Below are 22,488 nucleotides of genomic sequence, written 5' to 3' on the forward strand. Positions count from 1 at the left end.
CCCCCGTGTCCGATCGTCTCGTGTTCGCCTGCTCCTGCGAGAGGACGATGCCGCTCGACACCGCCGCCCTGGAGAAGGGCTGCGGCGGACGCATCGCCACCGCCGACCAGCTCTGCGGGCGCGAACTCGACCGCTTCCGGCAGGCGCTCGCCGGCGCGACGCCCGTCACCGTCTCCTGCACGCTGCAGGCGCCGCTGTTCGACGAGGTGGCCGAGGAGATGGGGGCGGGGAGCCAAGTCACCTACGCCAAGATCCGCGAGACCGCCGGCTGGTCGTCGGACGCCGCCCGCTCCGGCCCGAAGATGGCCGCTTTGCTCGCCGTCGCCGCCGAGCCGCTGCCCACCGCCGGCACGGTACCGATGGAGAGCGGCGGCGTCGCCCTGATCTACGGCCGCGACGAGGTCGCGGTTGAGGCGGGCAAGCGGCTTGCCGAGCATCTCGACGTGACGGTGCTGCTCTCGCGCCCCGGCGCGGTCGCCCCGCTCCACCGCAACGAGTTCCCGATCCTCAAGGGCACGGTGCGGACGGCCAAGGGCCATCTCGGCGCATTCGAACTGCGCATCGACGATTACGCGCTGCCCAGCCCTTCTTCCCGCACGCAACTCGATTTCGGCGCGACCCGCGACGGTGCGACCTCGACCTGCGATCTCGTGATCGACCTCACCGGCGGCACGCCGCTGTTTCCCGCCCACGAACTCCGCAGCGGCTACCTGCGAGCCGACCCGCGCGATCCGGCCGCGGTCGAGCGGGCGGTCACGGCCGCGTCCCATCTCGTCGGCGAATACGACAAGACCCGCTTCGTCAATTTCCGCGCCGAACTCTGCGCCCATTCGCGCTCGCGCATCACCGGCTGCACCCGCTGCCTCGATGTCTGCCCCACCGGCGCCATCGCCTCGGCCGGCGACAGCGTGGCGATCGATCCGTATGTCTGCGCCGGCTGCGGCAGCTGCGCCGCAATCTGCCCGACGGGCGCGGCCGGCTACGCCCTCCCCCCGGCGGACGCGCTGATGCGGCGCCTGCGGGTGCTGATGCGCGCCTACCGGGCGGCGGGCGGGACGGACGCCGTCGTGCTGTTCCACGACGGCGAGCACGGCGAGCCGATGATCGACGCGCTGGGCCGCTACGGCGACGGTTTGCCGGCCAACGTCCTGCCGGTGCGGGTCAACGAGGTGACGCAACTCGGCCCCGAAGTGTTCGCGGCTCTGTTCGCCTACGGCGCCGCTTGCGTGCGGCTGCTGGCGCGTGCCCGGCCCAAGCACGATCTCGATGGCCTGCACCGCAATCTCGCCCTTGCCGACACGCTGGCGACCGCTTTGGGCTACGGCGCCGGCCTCGTCGCCCTGATCGAGACCGACGACCCCGACGCCCTCGGCGCCGCCTTGCGGAGCGTCACGCCCGGCCGGACGGCGGTCGCACCCGCGGGCTTCGTGCCGGACGGGGGCAAGCGCGAGATGCTGCGCCTCGCCTTCCGCGAGATGCATGCCGCCGCGCCCACCCCGGTCGAGGCCGTGCCGCTCGCCGCCGGCGCACCGTTCGGCGGGCTGACCTTCCGCACCGACGACTGCACGCTCTGCCTCTCCTGCGTCGGCGCTTGCCCGACCCATGCCCTCACCGACAGCACGGATCGCCCGCTGCTCGCGTTCGAGGAGAGCCTCTGCGTCCAGTGCGGGCTCTGCGCCGCGACCTGCCCGGAGGACGTGATCGACCTCAAGCCGCAGATCGACTTTTCCGCCTGGGCTGCGCCGCGTCGTGTTGTGAAGGAGGAAGAGCCGTTCGCCTGCATCACCTGCGCCAAGCCGTTCGGCACCCGCTCCAGCATCGAGCGGGTGATCGACAAGCTGCGTGATCGCCACTGGATGTTCACGGGCGAAGCCGGCGAGGCCCGCATCCGCTCGCTGATGATGTGCGACGATTGCCGCGTCGAGGCGGCGCTGAACCAGGGCTTCGATCCGCATGCGCCGGAGCGGGCCAAGCCGCGCACGACCGAGGATTATTTAAGAGAGCGGGAGGCCGGTGGGTCGGCGTCCTGACGGGACGGGGTATCGCCCCTCACCGTGTTGCCTTCTCCAGGAACCGCACCAGCGCGTCGCGGTCTTCGGCGCTGTTGATCGTCTGCTCCGGCATCCGCGTGCCCGGCGTGTAGCGGGCCGGCCCGACCTCGAACAGGCGGGCCACGGTCTCGGGCGTCCAGACGATGTCCATGCGCTTGAGCGCGTCCGAGTAGCGGTAGTCCGGCAGGCTGGCGATGCGGCGGCCGAAGAGTCCGGCGAGCGTCGGACCGGCGCGGGGGCCCTCGTCGGGCTTCAGGGAATGGCAGGCCACGCAGGCGCGAAACACCTCGGCGCCGCGCTCACCGTGGAAGGCCGCGAGGGTATCGGCCGGGCGCGGCATGGCGAGCGGGCCGATCGGGGCGCCGGTCGCGGCGTCCCAGCGGCGCACGAGGCGGTCGCCGCCGCCGGTGAGGAGTTCCGACCCGTCCGGCCGCCACGCCACCGACCAGACCGGCAGGCCGGGCCCGACCAGGGTGTAGAGGATTTTCGTGGTTTGCCGCTCGATCACCGACACCGTGCCGCCCGCCCCCGCGGCGGCGAGCCGGGTGCCGTCCGGCGAGAGCGCGAGCGCGATCACCGGGGCCGGCCCGAGTTCGACGGAAGCTCGGATCTCGCCCACTGCATCAAGGAACCGCACCGTGGCGTCCGCCCCGGCGGCGGCGATGGTGCCGTCGGGGGCGACCGCGAGCGTGCTCAGCGCGCTCGGCAGGGTGACGTTCGTCGCCGGCTCTCCTGCGGCCGACCAGACCCGCACGGTGGCATCGGCGCCGGCCGTGACCGCACGCCCGTCGGGCAGGAAGGCGACGGCGTTGACGTTGCCCTTGTGGCCCTCCAGCACGGGGCCTGAACCGCCGGCCAGGGGCCAGAGCCGGGCGGTGCCGTCCCAGGCGGCGGAGGCGAGGGTTTGGCCATCGGGCGAGACCGCGAGGCCCACGACCGGGCCGGCATGGCCCTCCAGCACCCGCTCGGGCTCCGGCAGCCCGAGCCGCCACAGGGCGATGCGCCCGTCCTCCGAGGCGCTGGCGAAGCGCCCGTCCGGCAGCACCGCCACGGCATTCACCGCCCCCTCGTGGAAACGCAGCACCGAGAGTGCCGTGCCGGTATCGAGTCCCCAGACGATGGCCGCTTGATCGAACCCGCCGGAGATCGCGAGCCGCCCGTCGCCGGTGACGGCGAGCGCCCGCACCGGCCCGCCATGGCCGCGCAGCTGGGCGCTTGCCGGCCCGGCGAGGAGGGCGGCCGAGAGGCTAGCCAGGAAGGCAGCGATCGAGATGTTCAGGATACGCAAGGGCATGGCGGCTCGGAGCGAGAGGCGCCGGACCATAGCGAGCGCCCCTCCGCCTGTCTGCGCGCCGGGGGTGGGCCGCGATGTCTCAAGTCATCGCATGGTTCGGGACGGGATCGGGCGAGCCGGATCGTCCCCGCAGCACCGTCCATCCCGGCACGAAACTGCCAAGCTGCCTTGATCGCGACACCCGTTGCGCGAAAAACTGTCAAGGTCATCCCCGACAACGGGCCGTGGATTCGAAAACCGGATCCGAAGGGGCTGACCATGGCGAGCATCGATCTCCGGCCGGAGCGTGTGTCCGGCCAAATGTCCGGCCAAGTCTCGGGCGACGTCCTCGACCGCGCGCATGCGCAGGGGCGGCTCGATCACTCCATCGCGACCACGCTTCTGGTAATCGCCGCCGCCCGCGTCGAGCGGCAGGCGCCGCCGGTCCATGCCGCCCGCCAGCGGCTGGCCGAGGTCTACGGCGCAACACGTCTGCGCCGCCGCCTGGAACGCGAATCCGCGACCGGCTGATCAACTCGCGCGCCTCAAGAAATCCCGGAACGGGCGGCGCTGCGGCGGGGGGCTCGGCGGTGGGTCGGGCGAGGGCGGCGGTGCCGGGCTCGGCGCGTTCGTCTCGGTCAGCACCTCCGCCCGCACCGCCCGCGGCGCGGCGAAGACCGCGCCTTGCGCCAGCGGCACGTCGAGGTCGATCAGGTCCGGCACCTCGCTCTCGCTCTCGACGCCGGTGACTACCAGCCGGATGCCCGCCCGCGACAGCGAGGTCACGAGGTCTTCCAGCGCGATCTCCGGCATCGCCTCGCGCGGCAGCGGTCGCAGCAGCAGCCCCGCCGGCACCTTGACCTGAGAGATGCCGCGCTCGGCCAGAGCCACTGCGTCGAAACGCAGATCGCTCGGCCGGTCCATGACGAAGCCGATCCGGCCTTTCAGCCCGGCCAGCAGGGCGGCCTGCTCGGCATCGAGATTGCGCCAGCTCGTCTGCGGCAGGGCGAGCACGACGCGGCCCGCGAGGTCCGGCCCGTCGGCGACGAGCCGCCCGAGCGAGCGCAGGAACCCCGGCTCGAACAGCGAATGCGGGGTCAGCCCGTAGCCCACCGCCGCCGGGCTGCCGCGTCCCTGCAAGTGGCGGGCGATGGTGGCGACCCGCTGGAGCATGCGCCGGTCGAGCGCCGTGGTGCGGCCGTGCCGTTCCAGCACCGGCAGGAACAGCTCCGGGTCGAGGATCTCCGCGCCCACTTTCAGGCGCGGCAGCGCCTCGTAGGCCGTCACCTTGCGCTGCGGCAGGGTGACGATCGGCTGCAGAAACACCTCCAGCCCCTCGCCGTCGAAGGCCTCGACCAGCGCGGCTTCGGCGGCGGCGTCGCGCGGAGGCGGTTCGATCCGGGACGGCGGCGGCAGGGTGGTGCGCGGCACGAGGCGGGCGGCGGGCTCCGGTGCGAGGGCCGACGGAACGGCCTCCATCGGCGCGGACGGGGCGGCGGGCCGGGCGGCGCGCTCCTGGCTCATCCGATCCTGGGCCATCCGCTCCTGCACCGCCTTGACCCGGGCGATGTCGCCGTCCTGGTTCGCCACCACGGCGGCGAGTTCGCGCACGATGCCGCTGAGCAGGCCGATCTCCGCCGTCACCTCCTCGATGCCGGAGGACAGCCGCGTCTCCAGGGCCGCGACCGTCTCCGGGGCGGCGCCCGGCGCGGGCGGCGGTGCGGCGGCAGCGGGGGGCGCCTGATGCCGGGTCTGGACCAGCGCGGCGGCCACCGCTTCCAGCTTCACGAGCCGCTGCGACAGCACGCCGATCTCGCGGCTCACGACCTCCTGCGCAACCGCCATCGCGACGAGCCGGCGGCGCAGGAAAAAGCCGCTCACGACCGCCAGGCCGGAGACGCCCGCCGCCGCCATGAGCGGGGCGTAGAGGGCCAGCGGCACGAGGATCAGGACGACGATGAGGCCGAGGATCCAGGGGGTGCGGCGCGAGCCGATCGTCGGGGCTGTCGGTGTCTTCACCGTCTCTCGACGCGCTTCTTCTCGGGCGGCCCTCGGGCCGCGGGCCTCCCCGGAACGAGACGACCTTCGGGCCATCCCGCATGGACTACGTAAACCACTGTCGCCGAGCACGTCCGCTGCCGCAAGGCGGCCGATCGCCTTGTCCCTGTGCAAAGCTCGGAAGGCGCGCCCTCCGCTTGCCATCGCTGCCCCACGGAACAACATGGACGGTACGAGGAGGAGACCGCCGATGGCCGACACGCCGATCGAACTGACGATGCGGGTCGAGGGCATGACCTGCGAGGGCTGCGCCAACGCCGTGCGCCGCACGATCCAGCGGCTCGATCCCGCCGCCCGGGTGGCCGTGGACGTGACGGCGGGCCGCGTCACCGCCACGACCCGCGCGCAGAGCCTGGACGTGGCGCAGGCGCTGACGAAGGCCGGCTACACCGCCACCGCGATGACGGGTTGAGCGCCGTGGAGGGAGGCCCGCGCAACGACCGCGACGCGTGGTGGATGCCGTTCACGGCCAATCGCGCCTTCAAACGGGCGCCGCGCCTCATCGCCGAGGCCGACGGCCTCTACTACCGGGACAATTCGGGCCGAAGGATCCTCGACGGGATCGCGGGCCTGTGGTGCTGCAATGCCGGCCACAACCGCGCGCCGATCGTCGCGGCGATCCGCGCGCAGGCGGGCCGGCTCGACTATGCGCCGCCGTTCCAGTTCGGCCATGAGCCCGCCTTCGCCCTCGCGGCCCGGCTCGCGGCGCTGGCCCCCGCCGGCCTCGACCACGTGTTCTTCTGCAATTCGGGCTCGGAGGCGGTCGACACCGCCCTCAAGATCGCGCTGGCCTATCGCCACGCACGCGGCGAGGCCGGGCGCACCCGGCTGATCGGGCGCGAACGCGGCTATCACGGCGTCGGCTTCGGCGGCATCTCGGTCGGCGGATTGCCCAACAACCGCAAGGTTTTCGGCCACGGCCTGTCTGGCATCGACCATCTGCCGCATACCTACGACCGGGCGCAGCAGGCGTTTTCCATCGGCGAACCCGAATGGGGCACGCACCTCGCCGACGATCTCGAGCGGATCGTGGCGCTGCACGACGCCTCGACCATCGCGGCCGTCATCGTCGAGCCGATGGCGGGCTCCACCGGCGTGCTGCCGCCCCCCAAGGGTTACCTGAAGCGTCTGCGCGAGATCTGCGACCGCCACGGCCTGCTGCTGATCTTCGACGAGGTCATCACCGGCTTCGGCCGCCTCGGCACGGCATTCGCCGCCGAGCGCTACGGCGTGACGCCGGACATGATCTGCTTTGCCAAGGGCGTCACCTCCGGCGCGGTGCCGCTGGGCGGGGTGATCGTGGCGGAGCACATCCACGCCGCGCTGATGCGGGGGCCCGAGCGCGCCATCGAGCTGTTTCACGGCTACACCTACTCCGGCCACCCGCTCGCCTGCGCGGCGGGGCTCGCCGCGCTCGACCTCTATCGCGACGAGGGCCTGTTCGAGCGGGCGAAGCGCCTGGAGCCGGTCTTCGCCGAGGCCGTCATGACCTTGCGCGCGGCGCCGCACGTCCTCGACATCCGCACCTGCGGGTTGGCGGCGGGCATCGACCTCGCGCCGCACGCGGACGGGCCGGGGGCGCGGGGCTTCGCCGTCATGGAGCGCGCCTTCCACGACCACGATCTCGTCGTGCGCATCTCCGGCGACACCCTGGCCCTGTCGCCGCCGCTCATCGTCGGCGCGGACGACGTGGCGATGCTGGTCGAACGGCTCGGGGCGGCGATCCGGGCCGCGGCCTGAGGCTTCGCCCATCCTCTGAAGAAAGTTGCTGGGGTTTCTCAAAAAATTCCGAGAGGCTTTTCCCCTCGGCTTCGCCCAAACTGCGCGGAACGCTCTATCGTGGCCGTAGGGTTCGCCCGCTCGGGCCGCGCTTTCGGCGTGGGCTCAAGCTCACGCCACAAGAAACGACGGTGAAGGAAATGCCCTCAGATATCGAGATCGCCCGCGCGGCGACCCTGAAGCCCATCGCCGAGGTCGCTGCCAAGATCGGCATCCCGGACGAGGCGCTGCACAATTACGGCAAGCACATCGCCAAGATCGACCACGGCTTCATCAAGTCCCTCGACGGCAAGCCGCAGGGCAAGCTGGTGCTCGTCACCGCGATCTCGCCGACGCCGGCGGGCGAGGGCAAGACCACGACGACGGTCGGCCTCTCGGACGGCCTCAACCGCATCGGCAAGCGCACCGTGGCCTGCCTGCGCGAGCCCTCGCTCGGCCCCTGCTTCGGCATGAAGGGCGGCGCGGCCGGCGGCGGCAAGGCCCAGGTCGTGCCGATGGAGCAGATCAACCTGCACTTCACCGGCGACTTCCACGCCATCACCTCGGCGCACTCGCTCGCCGCCGCGCTGATCGACAACCACATCTATTGGGCGAACGAACTCAACATCGACGTGCGCCGCATCCACTGGCGCCGCGTGGTCGACATGAACGACCGGGCGCTGCGCGCCATCAACCAGTCGCTCGGCGGCGTCGCCAACGGCTTCCCGCGCGAGGACGGCTTCGACATCACCGTCGCCTCCGAAGTCATGGCGGTGTTCTGCCTCGCCAAGGATCTGGCCGACCTCGAAGAGCGCCTCGGCCGCATCGTCATCGCCGAGACCCGCGACCGCAAGCCGGTGACGCTGGCCCAGGTGAAGGCCACCGGCGCCATGACGGTGCTCCTGAAGGACGCGCTGCAGCCGAACCTCGTGCAGACGCTGGAGGGCAACCCGGCCCTGATCCACGGCGGCCCGTTCGCCAACATCGCCCATGGCTGCAACTCGGTGATCGCCACCCAGACCGGCCTGCGGCTCGCGGATTACACGGTGACGGAAGCCGGCTTCGGCGCCGACCTCGGCGCGGAAAAGTTCCTCGACATCAAGTGCCGCCAGACCGGGCTGCAGCCCTCGGCCGTGGTGATCGTCGCCACCATCCGGGCCCTCAAGATGCATGGCGGCGTCAACAAGAAGGACCTCGCGGGCGAGAACCTCGACGCCCTGGAGAAGGGCTTCGCCAACCTCGAGCGCCACGTGAAGAACGTGCGGGGCTTCGGCCTGCCGGTGGTGGTCGGCGTGAACCACTTCTTCCAGGATACCGATGCCGAGCACGCCAAGCTCAAGGAGCTGTGCCGCGACCGGCTTCAGGTCGAGGCCATCACCTGCAAGCACTGGGCGGAAGGCGGCGCGGGCGCCGAGGAACTGGCCCAGGCCGTGGTGAAGCTCGCCGAGGGCGAGCAGAAGCCGCTGACCTTCGCCTACGAGACCGGCACCAAGCTCACCGACAAGATCAAGGCGATCGCGACCAAGCTCTACGGCGCGGCCGACATCCAGATCGAATCGAAGGCCGCGACCAAGCTCGCCGGCTTCGAGAAGGACGGCTACGGCCACCTGCCGATCTGCATGGCCAAGACGCAGTACTCGTTCTCCACCGACCCGACCCTGATGGGCGCCCCCTCGGGCCACCTCGTCTCGGTGCGCGACGTGCGCCTCTCGGCGGGCGCCGGCTTCGTCGTGGTGATCTGCGGTGAGATCATGACCATGCCGGGCCTGCCCAAGGTCCCGGCCGCGGACAACATCCGGCTCGACGCCAACGGGCAGATCGACGGGCTGTTCTAGCGGAGCGATGTCCGACGAGACGGATACCGTCTCGTCGGAAACAGCCGCGAAACCATCGACCCGACGCCGCATCCGGCCTGACGAGATCAGGTCGGATGCGGTCGTCTGTCGTGGCGCAGGGCCTCGTAGGATCGGCGATGCGCGCGTCGCGATGGACGCCTCGAGCGACGACCGAGCCACCTCACAAAAGAAAGGCCCCGCCCGGGAGCACCGGGCGGGGCCTTTTCGACAATCGCGCGGGGCGCTTACTGCTCCAGCAGGCGGCGGGCGATGACCTGGGCCTGGATCTCGGCCGCGCCCTCGAAGATCGAGAGGATGCGGGCGTCGCAGAGCACGCGGCTGATCTGGTACTCCAGGGCGAAGCCGTTGCCGCCGTGGATCTGCAGGGCGTTGTCCGCCGCCGCCCAGGCGACGCGGGCGCCGAGCAGCTTCGCCATGCCGGCCTCGAGGTCGCAGCGCTTGCCCTCGTCCTTCTCGCGAGCCGAGAAGTAGGTGAGCTGGCGGGCGATGTTGATCTCGACCGCCATCATGGCGAGCTTGTCGGCCACGCGCGGGAACTCCACCAGCGCCTTGCCGAACTGCACCCGCTCCTCGGCGTAGCGCAGGCCGATGTCGAGGGCCGACTGCGCCACGCCGATGGCGCGGGCCGCGGTCTGGATGCGGGCCGACTCGAAGGTCTGCATCAGCTGGGCGAAGCCCTTGCCCTCGACCTCGCCGAGCAGGTTGGCGCCGGGCACCTCGAAGTTCTCGAAGGAGAGTTCGTACTCCTTCATGCCGCGGTAGCCGAGCACCTCGATCTCGCCGCCGGTGAGGCCGTTGACCGGGAAGGGCTCAGCGTCGGTGCCGCGCGGCTTCTCGGCGATCAGCATGGAGAGGCCGCGATGGCCCTTCTCCTCGGGCTTGGTGCGCACCAGCACGGTCATGATGTCGGCGCGGACGGGATGCGTGATCCAGGTCTTGTTGCCCGAGATCTTCCACACGTCGCCGTCCTTCACCGCCTTGGTGCGGAGCGAGGCGAGGTCGGAGCCCGTGTTCGGCTCGGTGAACACGGCGGTCGGCAGGATGTCGCCGGACGCGATGCCCGGCAGGAAACGCTGCTTCTGCTCCTCGGTGCCGCCGCACAGGATCAGCTCGGCGGCGATCTCCGAACGGGTGCCGAGCGAGCCGACGCCGATATAGGCGCGCGACAGTTCCTCCGAGACCACGCACATCGCGGCCTTGGGCATGCCCATGCCGCCGTATTCCTCCGGGATCGTCAGACCGAAGACGCCGAGTTCGGCCATCTTGGCGACGATCTCCATCGGGATGTAGTCGTTCTTCAGGTGCCATTCGTGGGCCTGATCGACCACTTCGGCCTTGCCGAAGCGGCGCATCTCGGAACGGATCGCCTCCATGTCCTCGTCGAGGCCGGACGCGCCGATCGTGGCGGCACCCGAGCGGGTCGCCTCACGGATCTTCGCCACCAAAGCCGCACGGTTCTCGGGGGTGTTGCCCTCGGCCGCGATCGTCTCGATGGCCGCGGTGCGGAAACCGGCGAGTTCGGAAGCCGTGAAGCCGAGCGAGGTCGTGGGGCGCACCATCTCGCCCTGGCTCATCGGGATGCCGAAGAACATCTGGTCGAGGTATTCGCCCATGCCGATCTTCACGAGCAGCGCCTCGGTCTCGCCGAAGCTGCCCTCGCCCTGAAGGCGCTCGGCATAGTCGGCGAGTTCGCGCACGGCCTCGCCGTAGGTGGTGAGCCAAGCCAGACCGTGGGCGGCGTGCTGCTCGCGCTCCAGCTTGCCCGCGTCGAGCTTGCCTTCCGCACCGGCGACCCGCGCCTTCACGCGCTTGGTGGCCTCGGCGACGAGCGCCTTGGCGCCGACGGCGGCGTCCTTGGCGAAGGCGACGAAATCCTGCGGGTCATTGGCGGGCTGAATGGCGGGGGAAGCGGCCATGTCTCACTCTCTCGCGATGATGGGGTTAGGTCTATTATAGGCAGGATCGACGGCGCAGTAGTCGATTTTCTTTGCCGCAGCCTATACCTTTGGATGAAACCGGGGACGGGGACGAACTGCATTCATCATGCAGTTCAGCGACTTCGGCTCGCCACCGCGACGCCCGCGGCGGCCACCGCCATGCCGGCGACCTGCACCGGCGTCAGCGTCTCGCCGAACATCGCGTAGGCGATGGCCGCCGAGACCGGCGGCACGAGGAAGAACAGCGAGGCGACGCCCGCCACCGCCCCGCGCCGGATCAGCGCCATCAGCAGCAGGATGCCGGCCACCGAATTGACCAGCACGGACCATGCCATGCCCATGCCCAGCGGCAGGCCGACCGTCGGCCAGGGCTCCCCCGCGAGGAGAGCCAGCGGCACCGCGAAGGCCGCCCCACCGACGAACTGGATCGCCGCGTTGGTGACGAGATCGGTCTTGGCCGCCTTGCGCTTCTGCCACAGCGTCCCCGCGGTCATGGCCAGCATGGCGGCGAGACACACGGTCAGCGCCACCGGCGGGATGCCGGCGGGATCGAGGTGGCCGACCTTGGGCGCCAGCACCATCCCGGCCCCGAGGAAGCCGAGGCCGATGCCGGCCCAGCGCCGGGGGCCGACCCGCTCACCGAGCAACGGCTCGGACGCGGCGGCGGTGAGCAGCGGCTGCAGGCTGCCGACGAGCGCCGCGATCCCCGAGGGCAGCCCGTGCTTGACCGACCAGAACACCCCGGCGACGTAGATGCCCTGCATCAGCACGCCCGAGACCAGCGCATCGCGCCAGCCAAGCCGATCCCGCGGCCAGCGGGCGCCGAGCGCCACGGCGATGCCGGCGAGCACCAGGGCGACGAGGGAGAGGCGCGCGGCCACGAACACCAGCGGCTCCGAGAGCGGCGCGACGTAGCGCGCGGCGACGAAGCCCGAGGCCCAGATCAGGACGAAGGCGGCCGGGATCAGCCCGGTGACGAACGGGGGCATGGCCCGCGCCACGCATCACAGGCGGCGCGGGAAGGCAACCGCCATCCCGTCCCGGCCGTCGGGCCGAACGAGCCTGCGATTGACGCGACCGGCCCCAATGCCCGTATGAAGGCCTGACACCTCGCCCCATCCAGAACACCCTCCCCTTGAGCCGCACCAAAAAGATCCTCGACGTGGCGAGCCTCGCCGCGCAGCGCTTCGTCGCCCATGACGGCTGGGCGATCGCGAGCCACATCGCGCTGTCGATGCTGACCTCGCTGTTCCCGTTCCTGATCCTGCTCGCCGCGCTCGCCGGCCTGTTCGGCACCAAGTCGCTCGCCGACGAGGCCGGAACGCTGATCTTCGACGCGGTGCCCCGGGAGGTGGCCAAACCCATCGTCGGCGAGGTGCACCGCATCCTCACCGAGCAGCGCGGCGGCGTGCTGACCATCGGCGCCGTGCTCGCGCTCTACTTCTCGTCCTCGGGCGTCGAGTCGCTGCGGGTCGGGCTCAACCGGGCCTACGGTCTGCGCGAGATGCGGCCCTGGTGGCTCACGCGGCTCGAATCGATCGGCTACGTCGTCTGCGGCGCCTTCGCCATGCTGGCCTTCGCGCTGCTCGTGGTGCTCGGGCCGCTGCTGTGGCGCCAGGTCGTGTTCGTGGCCCCCGGCCTGGAGCCGCTCGGGCTCACCGTGGCGATCGGGCGGATTGGCATCACCGCCTTCCTGATCGCGCTGGTGCTGGTGATCGCCCACAAGTTCGTCGCCGCCGGGCGCCGCTCCCTCGCCGCGGTCCTGCCCGGCATCGGCGTCACCCTGGTGCTGTGGTTCCTCGCCGGCCTCGGCTTCGGCTTCTATCTCGACCGGTTCTCCAACGCCTACGCCTCGACCTACGGGGGTCTGGCGACCGCGATGGTGTTCCTCGTCTTCCTCTACTGGCTCGCCGCGATGTTCCTGTTCGGGGGCGAAGTGAACGGCACCGTCATCGCGGCCCGGCGCCAGCGGCTCCAGGCGCGGATGCGGGCGCGTCAGGCGGAGGCCGCGACCCGTCCGTGAGCGTCTTTCGCGCACGGGCGAGTTCGGCGAGCCGCTCGATGCGAAAGCCGCGGGGCGGCGGATCGATCATGAAGCGCTCGGCGATCTCGCCCAGCACGAAATCGGGACGCACCCGTTCGAGATAGGGCCAGTCGATGCTGGTCGACCAGAGGAAATGGACCTCGGCGAAGGTGTCGGCCATCAGGGCGGTGAGCGTCGCCACGGGGCTGTAGCTCGTGTGCTGGCAGAACGAGTCGCCGAAGATCACGAGGCGGCGCGGATCGGCCTTGGGGTCGTCGTTGCGAAACACCGCATGGGCGCCGAGATGGGCCTCGATGCCGCGCCCCTGCGCCTCCAGCTCGGTGAGGAGATCGTTGGCGAAAACGCGTCGCGCCCCGGTCGCGAAGGTGGTGACCGGCGCGAGTTCGAAGCGGTTCGGCTCGAACTTGCGCCCGAGATCGCCGGAGAACGGCACGGCGCCGCCGGTGCGCCGGGCCTCGACATCGTCCCGGGGAGCAACCCCCATCCGCGACAGGATCGCCCGGTAGGCGACCTCGCTGCCGAGCAGGGTCCAGTGGGAATCCGTGCGCAGATAGAGCGGCGGCCCGTCGCGCACGGCGCGGAAGGCGGCGTCGAGATCGACGAAGGCGCGGGCGCCGCGCGAGGCGGTGAGCCAGCGGGCGAGCCGCCGCACCGGCGCGCGGGCGCGTTCGACGGACAGGTCGGGCGCCCGGTCGCCGTAGACCGTCAGCTTTTCCGGGGCGACGACGTGAACGTAGGTCGCGCCGAGCCGGGCGCAGGCCCGCACCCGGTCGGCGATGATCCGGCGCCAGCGCCAGAACAGGCGGCGCGGAAGGCCGGGCCGGCCATACTGCGCCAGGACGCTGTTGGTGCCCCAGGTGAGGAAGAGCCAGCCGTCACGCCCCTCGTGCACGTCGGCGGAGGGATCGGCGACGGGATGCGTCGGTCCCGTCCGTGAAGCAGGCAGCCCGCGTGTCATGCGTCGGCTGTAGCGGGACGCAGGCCCCGAGGACAATCGGCCGCCGGCCTATCGGCGCCGCGCCGCCACCAGGGCGAAGGCGAGGGCCGCGCCGGCCATCACGTCGGGCAGGTAATGCCCGCCCGCGCCGATGGCGGCGACGACGATGGTTGCGTTGAGGAGGAGCGCCAGCGGGCCGATCACCGGCACCGGCCTCAGCGCCCATCCGGTCAGCACCGCGAGGCTCGCATGGAACGACGGGAAGGTGACGAGGCCGCGAATCTCGAACAGGGCGAGGGTGTGGAAGCGGCCGTCGCGCAGCGCCTGCAGCATGTCGAGGTGCCAGAGCGCGCCGACCGTCTCGAGTTCACCCGTGGGGCGGCCCTGCACGGCCGCCGCCGCGTAGGTGCCCGCCGCGGGGACGAAGGCTGAGACGAGGATGCAGGCGGCGAGCGCAAGGGTGAACAGGCGGGCGTAGGCCCAGAGCCGCCCGGTGCGCCCCACGGCGCTCAGCACGACGACGACGAGCCCGATCTGCGGTCCGCTCGAATGGTAGGCGAGCGCGAGGACGCGGGCGAGGTCCGGATGCGCGGCGAGGAAGGCGAGATAGGCCGGGCCGTCGAAGCCCAGGGCGGTTTCGATGCCGGCCAGGGTTTCGTCGGCGAGCGGCAGGGCCGGCATCGCGGCGAGCACGTGCAGCACCGCCAGCCCCGTGGTGACGGCGATCAGGTAGGCGCTCGCCAGGGCCATCGCCCTGAGCTTCGGCTCCCGCAGGGCGCTGCACAGGAAGGCGGCGGCGAGCAGCACGAGGACCGCACCGAGGGCCGCGAGGAAGCCGAGAGGCTCGACCCGAAGCCCCGTCCAGGCGATGCCCAAGAGATCGAGCGCGCCGATCCCGGCGGCGATCCCCCAGAAGCCCCGGCCCGGTGCGGCGAGGCCGGCGGTGAGGCGCGGTCGCCGCCGGCTCTCCGCCTCGCGGGCCGAGCCGATCCCTTGTGCGTTCCCTTCCGCCTTCCCTTCCACGGGGAGGCACCGGGCGCCCGCCGCGCGTTCCACATCGAGCAGCATCCGCCCTCGGCTCCCGTCGATTCCCTGGAGGGGTTCCCTCGGGAGCAAACACGCGAGCCGCCCGGCGAGGTCCGCCGAGCTTGGCGATTTCGGCAAGCCGCGGACGCGCGCCCGGGAGCGCGCCCTCAGGGCGCTTCCGCCGCCGCGGCACCGTCTTCGGGGCGGTTGGTGTTGGCCGCGGGGGGCAGCGCCTCGACGCGGTCGCGTCCTCCGGCCTTGGCGGCGTAGAGCGCGAGGTCGGCGGCCTTGAGCAGGTCGTCCGCCGTCACGCCGAAGGCGCGGGTCGCGCCGTAGGCCGCGGTGGCGCCGACGCTCACTGCGAGCATCGCCCCCTTCGACAGGCCGGGATGGGGCAGTGCGAGCCGCGCGACGGCGGCCCGGATCGCCTCACCCGCCTCGATCGCCCCGGACAGATCGGTACCGGGCAGGAAGGCGACGAATTCCTCGCCGCCGTAGCGGGCCGCAAACCCGCCCCGCGCCTCGACCGCCGCACCGAGGGCCCCCGCGACCGCGATGAGGCAGCTATCGCCCGCCGGATGACCGGCCGTGTCGTTGAAGAGCTTGAAGTGATCGATGTCGAGCAGGAGGACGCCGAGCCATTCGCCCTCCTCGGCGCTCGCCTTCCAGGCCCGCTCGATGCATGCGGAGAAGTGGCGGCGGTTCGCCAACCCGGTCATCGAGTCGGTCTCGGACAGGATGGTCAGCCGCGCGTTGGCCAGAGCCAGGGCCTCCGCCTGGAGCTTCTCGCGCAGGCCGAGAAGGAAGATCTTCTTGGCCTCCCATTCCCGCGAGTAACCGAGCTTGAGCGGCACGATGATCAGCCCGGAGACCAGCAGCGGAACTCCGGTCTCGCCCGGTCCGGCGAGACCGAAGGCCAGGATCAGCCCGGCATAGAGCGCGAGGGAGGCGGAGCAGTAGCCGACCACGTGCCGGAACGGCAGCGGCGCGATCAGTCCGACCACGAGCGGCACGATCGCGGCCAGCAGGATGTAGGTATCGGTATGCGCGGGCGGAGCGAGGCGGGCGCTGTTGAGGACGATGGCGGTGTCGACGAGCCCCGTCGCCGAGGCCGCCAGGGTCATCCGCAGCATGGTCGGGCGTCCGCGCAGCGACAGGATCGCCAGGAGCGCCACCGGGCAGAACACGCCCAGGGTCAGGGCGAGCGGCACATGGAAGGCTGCCGGGCCGAACACGTCGTGGTCCATCACCAGGGACAGGACGTTGAACAGCGCGAAGACGGCGAGCCAGGTCTGAACCGTGAAGCCGCTGCCGTGCAGCGTTTCCGCGCGGTACTGCGCCTCGAGCGCGGGCGGCAGGCGGAGGCGATACCAGGGACGGCGCAGGCCGGCTTCGATCGAGGCGTGCATGAAGGTGCCGGGAAGCGGCCGATCGGCCCGTCCCGAACTAGTCCGGCATTTTCGCGCCGCCGTAAAGGGCTCGGGGGTCGTCGGCGCGCCGATGGATCGAAAACGCTGGCGGACGGTGCCGGAGGTCAGGGCCGTTCGGAGACCGGATCGCCCGCCGCACCGCAGCCGCGCCGGGCGGCCGCCCGGTTGAGCACGCCGAAGCGCAGCACCGCCTCCTCCAGGTAATCGACCGCCCGGACGAGGCCGCGGCGTGCCCGCTCGCGCTCCTCGGTGTCGGCATCCCCCGGCACCTCGGCCAGCGTCACGGCGGCGATCAACACGCGGTCGCGCTCGTCCTCGATGCGGCGGTCGCGTTCGACATGGCCGCGGATGTCGGCGTCGAAGGCGGCGACGACCCGCCAGGGCAGATCGTCCTTCGCGACGGCGCCGGGGAAGGTCGCGGCAAGCCGCCGTGCCTCGGCGGCCGCCCCCCGCATCAGATCCGCCACGCTCGCCGTCATCCGCTCCTCCTCGAACCGCGTCACGGCTGCCAACGATCGGTGCCGCGGATGTTTCCGGGCCTCGCTCCGGCGACGGCCGACATTCTCCCCACGTGCCATATTGTATTCACAGCTGCGCACAACTTGAACATCGCAGCCTCGAACGGAGATTCGGGCTCAAGATTGTGTCATGGGGGCAAACATGATGGATTTCGAAGGGCTGCCGGCCTGGGCGCGTCGGCGGCTGACCCGGCGGTTCGAGCGCGGCGCCAGCGAGCGGATCGTCCGCTGGGTGAGCATCCCGGTCGGCCGCGGCGCGGACCTGAACGGGGCGGTCTTCGGGGAAGCCGCCACGGCGCCCGACAACATCGTGACCTTCGTGCCGCGCCCGGATGCGGCACCGGATTACGAGCGGCCCCGGATGGCCGCCGCCGGCTGACGCGGCATCCCGGCATCCGCGCCCGCCCGACGAACTGGGGGCATAGCCGTCGAGCGGGGGCGGACGGACGGCGCCCGAAAGCGGCCGACACAGCTAAGCTAGGGCCGTGTCGCGTTCCGAAAAGGGCGATCCGACGACATTGCGGACGTCGTGCTCACATCCGGCCCACGGAGAACCGCGCCGGCGGCTGCGCGGAGATGGGGCAGTGCCTCGTGCTAAGGCGCAGGAGTTCGCGGCGGGTGGCGCGCAGGACGGCGGCGCGCTGAGCGAGCTGTTCGACGAGGACGTGACCGGGCTCGAACCGCGCCAGGGCCTCCGCCGCCTGATCCAGTGCCCGCGGGTCCGTGCCCCAGTGGAGTTGGTCCTCGGCCCCATGGAGGCAGTCGCAGAAGCGGTCGGCGTCGTGCATCATCGTCCTGTCCCGGCCTCCCGCCATGCTTCTCCGATGCGGGACCAACAGGGCAGGAGCCGTCGCGTTCCGGGGCCTCGCACACACGAAACCGCGCGTTGCGTGCGCGCCGCGGGAACGCGCGGCGAGCGCAGCCATAGAATCGGCATAAGATCTGCCTACGGCATCGACCACGAGCGTGGCCGCCGGCCGGTCGGATCGCACCGATGCGGCACCGGCTGGGCGGCGTGGGCGAAGGCGTTCGGCAGTCGCAGGGTCCGGCAAGGATCCGTGCGACCCGGCCGGGCAGTGGCGAGGTGCATGGGATGCGAGAGACAGGGTCGTTCGGGGTCGGTGCGGTCGTGGCCGCTTGCCTCGCCTTTCTGGCGAGTGCGGCCGCGTCGGTCGAGGCCCGGGCCGCGGACAGCGTGAGCGGCAAGGCGCGGGTTCTCAACGGCGACACGCTCGTCGTCGCCGGGCGGGTGATCGGGCTCTACGGCGTGGCGGCACCGGGCCTCAAGCAGACCTGCCTCGACGGCAAGGCGCAATCCTACGCGTGCGGAACGGTGGCGGCCAAGTCGCTCGCCGCGCACCTGCGCGAGGCGACCGTGACCTGCCGCGTGCGCGAGACCGACGATTACGGCCGTGCCGTCTCGGTCTGCCTGCGGGACAAGGAAGATCTGAGCGCGTGGTTGGCCGAGAAGGGCCTCGCCATGGCCGATCGCCGTCGCGGCCAGGCGGCCTATGTCGGCGCCGAGACGCTGGCCTGGGGCAAGCGGCGGGGTCTCTGGGCCGGCTCCTTCGAGGATCCGACCAACCGCCCGCGCAGCGCCTATAACCGCTCCAACGCGGTGGCCGACGCCAACAAGCCCGAGACGCCGTGACGGGCCCGGCGGGGCGCCCGGCTCCGCTCCGGTGAGGCCGCCATGGGCACGACAATTGCTGATCTGCCACACCGGCCGAAAATCCGTCGGAGCCCCCCGCCCTGCCGCCGATCGGCCATATCCGCCGCGTGAGCTGGACCGATCCGGGGCCGCCGGGCGGGAGCGAGGGGCGCGAACCGTCGGGTCGCACCGGACTGAGGAGCCACCGTCACCCGAAGACGTCAGCGAGGATCCGCCCATGTCGATCGAACAGGATTTCGGCTTCCGCTCCCGGCTGGTGCTGCACAAGCTCGGCCATGACCTCGGACGCAGCCTGGACGCCGACGCGGCTACGCCCCTGCCCGAAGCTTGGCAGGCCCTGATCGACGAGATCGGCGACCGGGCGGACGAGACCCTGACGCTGCGGCTCCACCGCAACGACGATCCGGCCTGCGGCCGGGACAGCATCGACTTCGACCGAGACTGAGGGACCGCTTGCGGGGGAGCCGGCGCGGTGCCACCTAGGTGCCTCGCGCAAAGAGACGTCCGGTCCGCCGGGCGCAGCGGTGGTGCCCTTCCTCGGGAATGCTGCCGGCGGCGCAGGCCTCAGGAGTGATCACCACGATGCGTTGCCCCACCGTTTCCGCCGCCCTCCTGCTCGCCGGTCTGATCGGGGCCGGCGCCGCCCAGGCGCAAGGGGCGGCCGATCCGCGCGTCACCCCGACCGGTCGCAGCGTGACCGCCACCGGCCAGACCAAGCCGCCCGCGCCCGCCGCCGGCGGAATCACGGCGCCGGGCCAGCTTTCGACCGCCTCTCAGGAGCAGATGCTGAAGGCGCAGCGCGCCGCCCGCGCGCGCGACAAGGCCTGGGACGCCAAGATGAACCGGACGATGGGCTCGATCTGCAAGGGCTGCTGATCGCGCGGCGTCCGGCGGCATGATCCGGTTCGAGGGCGTCACGAAGCGCTATCCCGGCGCCGACCGCCCGGCCGTTGCCGGCCTCGACCTCACGGTCGCCGAGGGCACGACCTGCGCCCTGATCGGGCCGTCCGGCTGCGGCAAGTCCACGACGCTCCGGATGGTCAACCGCCTCGTCGAGCCCGATGGCGGGCGGGTGCTGGTGGGGGGCCGCGACGTGGCCGAAACCGACCCCACGAGCCTGCGCCGGGGCATCGGCTACGTGCTCCAGGGCGTCGGCCTGTTTCCCCACCGCAGCGTCGGGCAGAACGTCGCCACCGTGCCTGGCCTGCTCGGCTGGAAGCGGGCCGCGATCGCCGAACGGGTCGATGCGATGCTCGATCTCGTCGGCCTCGATCCTACCCGATACCGGGACCGCCGACCCGCCGAATTGTCCGGCGGGCAGCGCCAGCGCGTGGGCGTCGCCCGCGCCCTCGCCGCCGACCCGGCGATCCTGCTGATGGACGAGCCGTTCGGCGCCGTCGATCCGGTCGCCCGCGACCGGCTGCAGGAGGAGATCGGCGCGATCCTCCGCTCGCTCCGCAAGACCGTGATCCTCGTGACCCACGACCTCGGCGAGGCGATGCGGATGGGCGATACCGTGGCGCTGATGCGCGACGGCTGTCTCGCTCAGGCCGGCCCCCCGGAGCGCCTGCTCGCCGCCCCCGCCGACGGCTTCGTCGAGAATTTCCTGGGCGGGACGCGGGCGTTGCGGCGGTTGGAGCGGCTGCGGGTGCGCGACCTCGCCTCGCCGGAGCCGGCGGCCCCTCCCCTGCCGGCGATCGCGCCGGAGGCGAGTGTGCGGGAGGCCCTCGACCGGATGCTGGCGACCGGGACGACGCGGCTCGCCGCGGGCTCCGGCACGCTCACCCTGGACGCGGTGCGGGACGCCGCCCGGCTGCCCGACGCCTGAAACGAATCAGCGCTTGCTCTTCTTCGGGTCGCGATTGCCCGCCGCGCGGATCAGACCGGCGAGCCCCGCCTCGATCACCGCGTCCGCCGCATCGGACAGCGAGAACCAGCGCGCCTCGCGCTGACCGCGCTCGGGGAATTTCTTCAACTGCTTGCGCACGTCGAGGGGGAAGACCGTGACCTGGCACAGGACCGCGTCGCGGTTCTTCAGCCGCTTCTCATAGAGATAGAAGCCGATCGGCCGCTTGCCGACATGGCCGAGGATGCCGGCCTCCTCGTAAGCCTCGCGGGCGGCCGCCTCGAACGGCTTGCGGCCCTTCATCGGCCAGCCCTTGGGGATGATCCAGCGGCGGGTCTCGCGGGAGGTCACGAGCAGCACTTCGGTGCCGCCCTCGGGCGTCCGCCGCATCGGCAGGACGCCGACCTGAGGCCGCGCGTCCCGGCCGTTCTCGATGGGACCGGCCGTCATGGTCGTGCAACGTCCCGCAACCGGCGCGGTTCGCACCCTCTCCCCGCCTGCATGTCCTTCCCCTTGGTGAGGGGACAAGGACCACGGCGTTTGACGCGATGATGACAGGTCGGCACGACGTTGCCCCCGAACACGCACACCGCGCTGCAGCAAGAGGTGACGCGCTCCCCTAACGGAACCGGGGGAGGGGTCTCAAGAGAAAATGAACCGGCAAAGCATTTCGGACCGTATTGGTCGCAGGCTTTGTCACCCGAGCGGGATCGCGCCGCGGCGAGCCCTGCATTTCGCGCCGGTGTCCCGGCGGTCCGACGGCGTGGGAGGATGCGGCTCCGTCCGGCCAAGCGCCCCTCCGGATGCTGCGAAGCTCTGGATCACGGCGTCCTGATACGCGCGAAAAAAATCAGCCGCCGGTACTCAGGTTCTCGATCAGGGCGTTGAGATCGGCCCGCATCGCCTGGATCTCCGGCTCGGACATGTTGAGCTGGCACATCACGGATTGGCGCACGGCGACGGCCTGGGCCCGGAGCGCGCGGCCTTCGTCGGTGAGGGAGATTTCGACCTCGCGCTCGTCGGAAAGGCGCCGGCTGCGGCTGAGGAAGCCGCTGCTCTCTAGGCGCTTGAGCACCGGGGTGAGCGTCCCGGAATCGAGGCGCAGGCGCCGGCCGATCTCGGAGACGGTGATGCCGTCGCTCTCCCACAGCACCAGCAGGACGAGATATTGCGGGTAGGTCAGGCCCATCCGTTCCAGCATCGGCCGGTACGACTTCGTCATCCGGTGGGCAGCGGCGTAGAGGGCGTAGCAGAGCTGGTTGTCGAGGAGCAGCGGGTCCTTGAGAATCCCTGCGGTCTCCTTGGGAGCATTCACGACGCACACCATGCCGTTCGCCATAGCCTTTCGACCGGCTGCGTGACCGAGGCGAATGCCTCGACGGCGACGGACCGGACCCAATCACGCCGGAAACACGATAACGGATGATAGACCGGTGGGAACATGCGCGATCGCGCCACTGTCGGTTTTTCCCGGACTTTCCGCCGGCTCACGCCGTATCATCCGCCATCGGCGGTCAATATGCAAAAAGGCGGCCTCCCGGCCGCCTTCCCGCATCTCTCGATTGTCGAAGCGGGCTCAGGCCGCGTCGGCCTCGACCTGGGTCGGGCCGGAATCCTTGCCGCGGGCGTCGACGTCGCGGTCCACGAACTCGATGACGGCCATCGGGGCGTTGTCGCCGTAGCGGAAGCCGGCCTTCATGATGCGGCAGTAGCCGCCCGGACGCGACTGGTAGCGCGGGCCCAGCACCGTGAAGAGCTTCTTGACCATGTCGGCGTCGCGGATCTGCGCCATGGCCAGGCGGCGGGCGTGGACGCTGTCGGTGCGGCCGAGCGAGATCAGCTTCTCGACGACCGGACGCAGGTCCTTGGCCTTGGGCAGGGTGGTGATGATCTGCTCGTGCTTGATCAGCGCGGCGGACATGTTGGCGAACATCGCCTTACGATGCTCGGCGGTGCGGTTGAAGCGGCGACCGCGGTAAGCGTGACGCATGGTATCGGGCCTTTCCGTTGTGATCCGGCCGCCGTGCCAAGGGCCGACCGGTGCCGCTCAATGCGGCTCTTCGTTTGTCCGCTTGACCCCGC

The 22,488-nt window shown here is 71.3% G+C and carries 23 protein-coding genes; 11 read left to right on the forward strand and 12 right to left on the reverse strand.

The genetic code is table 11. From position 1 onward, the window contains the following. Positions 1 to 47 precede the first annotated feature (47 nt). The gene (locus tag BM140_RS13635; protein ID WP_091947008.1) at positions 48 to 2,030 is read left to right on the forward strand and encodes a 4Fe-4S binding protein; all 1,983 of its coding nucleotides are present in this window, start codon (positions 48 to 50) and stop codon (positions 2,028 to 2,030) included. Between the two features lie 19 nt (positions 2,031 to 2,049). Here the strand turns inward: BM140_RS13635 and BM140_RS13640 are convergent, their stop codons facing one another. After that, entirely contained in the window at positions 2,050 to 3,345 is a 1,296-nt protein-coding gene (locus BM140_RS13640; protein ID WP_091947147.1) for a c-type cytochrome, read from the reverse strand. Positions 3,346 to 3,603: 258 nt separating this feature from the next. Between BM140_RS13640 and BM140_RS13645 the strand changes: the two genes are divergently transcribed. Beyond that, a complete protein-coding gene (locus BM140_RS13645) occupies positions 3,604 to 3,855 on the forward strand; it encodes a hypothetical protein (RefSeq protein WP_425287062.1) in 252 nt (83 codons plus the stop codon). Here the strand turns inward: BM140_RS13645 and BM140_RS13650 are convergent, their stop codons facing one another. Beyond that, entirely contained in the window at positions 3,856 to 5,343 is a 1,488-nt protein-coding gene (locus BM140_RS13650; RefSeq protein ID WP_091947011.1) for an EAL domain-containing protein, read from the reverse strand. It abuts the gene before it with no gap. 229 nt (positions 5,344 to 5,572) lie between these two features. On the opposite strand from BM140_RS13650, the gene BM140_RS13655 reads away from it, so the two are divergent. From BM140_RS13655 to BM140_RS13665, 3 genes are all read left to right on the forward strand, one after another. Further along, the gene (locus BM140_RS13655; RefSeq protein ID WP_091947014.1) at positions 5,573 to 5,794 is read left to right on the forward strand and encodes a heavy-metal-associated domain-containing protein; all 222 of its coding nucleotides are present in this window, start codon (positions 5,573 to 5,575) and stop codon (positions 5,792 to 5,794) included. 44 nt (positions 5,795 to 5,838) lie between these two features. Beyond that, on the forward strand, positions 5,839 to 7,122 hold the full coding sequence (gene aptA, locus BM140_RS13660) for an omega-aminotransferase AptA (protein WP_091947153.1): 1,284 nt from the start codon (positions 5,839 to 5,841) through the stop codon (positions 7,120 to 7,122). A gap of 179 nt (positions 7,123 to 7,301) precedes the next feature. Further along, positions 7,302 to 8,975: a formate--tetrahydrofolate ligase gene (locus BM140_RS13665; RefSeq protein WP_091947017.1), complete on the forward strand. Its 1,674-nt coding sequence runs from the start codon at positions 7,302 to 7,304 to the stop codon at positions 8,973 to 8,975. Positions 8,976 to 9,220: 245 nt separating this feature from the next. Here the strand turns inward: BM140_RS13665 and BM140_RS13670 are convergent, their stop codons facing one another. Both BM140_RS13670 and BM140_RS13675 read right to left on the reverse strand, forming a co-directional pair. Next, a complete protein-coding gene (locus BM140_RS13670) occupies positions 9,221 to 10,912 on the reverse strand; it encodes an acyl-CoA dehydrogenase family protein (RefSeq protein ID WP_091947020.1) in 1,692 nt (563 codons plus the stop codon). Between the two features lie 134 nt (positions 10,913 to 11,046). Further along, the gene (locus BM140_RS13675; RefSeq protein WP_091947023.1) at positions 11,047 to 11,922 is read right to left on the reverse strand and encodes a DMT family transporter; all 876 of its coding nucleotides are present in this window, start codon (positions 11,920 to 11,922) and stop codon (positions 11,047 to 11,049) included. A 146-nt stretch (positions 11,923 to 12,068) separates the two neighbouring features. On the opposite strand from BM140_RS13675, the gene BM140_RS13680 reads away from it, so the two are divergent. Continuing rightward, a complete protein-coding gene (locus BM140_RS13680; RefSeq protein ID WP_091947026.1) occupies positions 12,069 to 12,956 on the forward strand; it encodes a YihY/virulence factor BrkB family protein in 888 nt (295 codons plus the stop codon). Here the strand turns inward: BM140_RS13680 and BM140_RS13685 are convergent. The 4 genes from BM140_RS13685 to BM140_RS13700 form a co-directional block, all read right to left on the reverse strand. Next, positions 12,883 to 13,935, reverse strand: a complete 1,053-nt coding sequence (locus BM140_RS13685; RefSeq protein ID WP_091947029.1) for an alginate O-acetyltransferase AlgX-related protein — start codon at positions 13,933 to 13,935, stop codon at positions 12,883 to 12,885. The two genes, BM140_RS13680 and BM140_RS13685, sit on opposite strands and share 74 nt — an antisense overlap. 48 nt (positions 13,936 to 13,983) lie before the next feature. Further along, entirely contained in the window at positions 13,984 to 14,982 is a 999-nt protein-coding gene (locus tag BM140_RS13690; protein WP_091947032.1) for a phosphatase PAP2 family protein, read from the reverse strand. 125 nt (positions 14,983 to 15,107) lie between these two features. Further along, entirely contained in the window at positions 15,108 to 16,349 is a 1,242-nt protein-coding gene (locus tag BM140_RS13695) for a GGDEF domain-containing protein (RefSeq protein ID WP_091947035.1), read from the reverse strand. Between the two features lie 125 nt (positions 16,350 to 16,474). After that, positions 16,475 to 16,849 (reverse strand): hypothetical protein, encoded by a 375-nt coding sequence (locus tag BM140_RS13700; RefSeq protein WP_091947156.1) that lies wholly within the window; start codon positions 16,847 to 16,849, stop codon positions 16,475 to 16,477. Between the two features lie 181 nt (positions 16,850 to 17,030). On the opposite strand from BM140_RS13700, the gene BM140_RS13705 reads away from it, so the two are divergent. Next, positions 17,031 to 17,267 carry a hypothetical protein gene (locus BM140_RS13705; RefSeq protein WP_131803832.1) on the forward strand — a complete coding sequence of 79 codons (237 nt, stop codon included), beginning with the start codon at positions 17,031 to 17,033 and terminating at the stop codon, positions 17,265 to 17,267. Between the two features lie 154 nt (positions 17,268 to 17,421). On the opposite strand, the gene BM140_RS13710 is transcribed toward BM140_RS13705, so the two are convergent. Then, positions 17,422 to 17,679 (reverse strand): hypothetical protein, encoded by a 258-nt coding sequence (locus BM140_RS13710; protein WP_131803834.1) that lies wholly within the window; start codon positions 17,677 to 17,679, stop codon positions 17,422 to 17,424. A gap of 338 nt (positions 17,680 to 18,017) precedes the next feature. Here BM140_RS13710 and BM140_RS13715 point away from each other — a divergent pair, with 338 nt between their 5' ends. The 4 genes from BM140_RS13715 to BM140_RS13730 all read left to right on the forward strand — a co-directional run bounded on the left by BM140_RS13715 (position 18,018) and on the right by BM140_RS13730 (position 20,388). Beyond that, positions 18,018 to 18,539, forward strand: a complete 522-nt coding sequence (locus BM140_RS13715) for a thermonuclease family protein (protein WP_244535426.1) — start codon at positions 18,018 to 18,020, stop codon at positions 18,537 to 18,539. A 238-nt stretch (positions 18,540 to 18,777) separates the two neighbouring features. Further along, positions 18,778 to 19,005 (forward strand): hypothetical protein, encoded by a 228-nt coding sequence (locus tag BM140_RS13720; RefSeq protein ID WP_091947047.1) that lies wholly within the window; start codon positions 18,778 to 18,780, stop codon positions 19,003 to 19,005. Between the two features lie 137 nt (positions 19,006 to 19,142). Then, positions 19,143 to 19,436, forward strand: coding sequence for a hypothetical protein (locus tag BM140_RS13725; RefSeq protein WP_091947159.1), 294 nt, complete (start codon positions 19,143 to 19,145; stop codon positions 19,434 to 19,436). A gap of 19 nt (positions 19,437 to 19,455) precedes the next feature. Then, positions 19,456 to 20,388: an ABC transporter ATP-binding protein gene (locus BM140_RS13730; RefSeq protein WP_091947051.1), complete on the forward strand. Its 933-nt coding sequence runs from the start codon at positions 19,456 to 19,458 to the stop codon at positions 20,386 to 20,388. A 6-nt stretch (positions 20,389 to 20,394) separates the two neighbouring features. Here BM140_RS13730 and BM140_RS13735 read toward each other — a convergent pair whose 3' ends face one another. From BM140_RS13735 to rplQ, 3 genes are all read right to left on the reverse strand, one after another. Then, a complete protein-coding gene (locus tag BM140_RS13735; protein ID WP_091947053.1) occupies positions 20,395 to 20,856 on the reverse strand; it encodes an NUDIX hydrolase in 462 nt (153 codons plus the stop codon). Positions 20,857 to 21,256: 400 nt separating this feature from the next. Next, positions 21,257 to 21,721, reverse strand: a complete 465-nt coding sequence (locus tag BM140_RS13740) for a MarR family winged helix-turn-helix transcriptional regulator (RefSeq protein ID WP_244535427.1) — start codon at positions 21,719 to 21,721, stop codon at positions 21,257 to 21,259. A gap of 261 nt (positions 21,722 to 21,982) precedes the next feature. Then, on the reverse strand, positions 21,983 to 22,396 hold the full coding sequence (rplQ, locus tag BM140_RS13745) for a 50S ribosomal protein L17 (protein ID WP_091947056.1): 414 nt from the start codon (positions 22,394 to 22,396) through the stop codon (positions 21,983 to 21,985). Positions 22,397 to 22,488: the final 92 nt, after the last annotated feature.

It is taken from the genome of Methylorubrum salsuginis (genome assembly GCF_900114375.1).
Classification (GTDB): Bacteria; Pseudomonadota; Alphaproteobacteria; order Rhizobiales; family Beijerinckiaceae; genus Methylobacterium; species Methylobacterium salsuginis.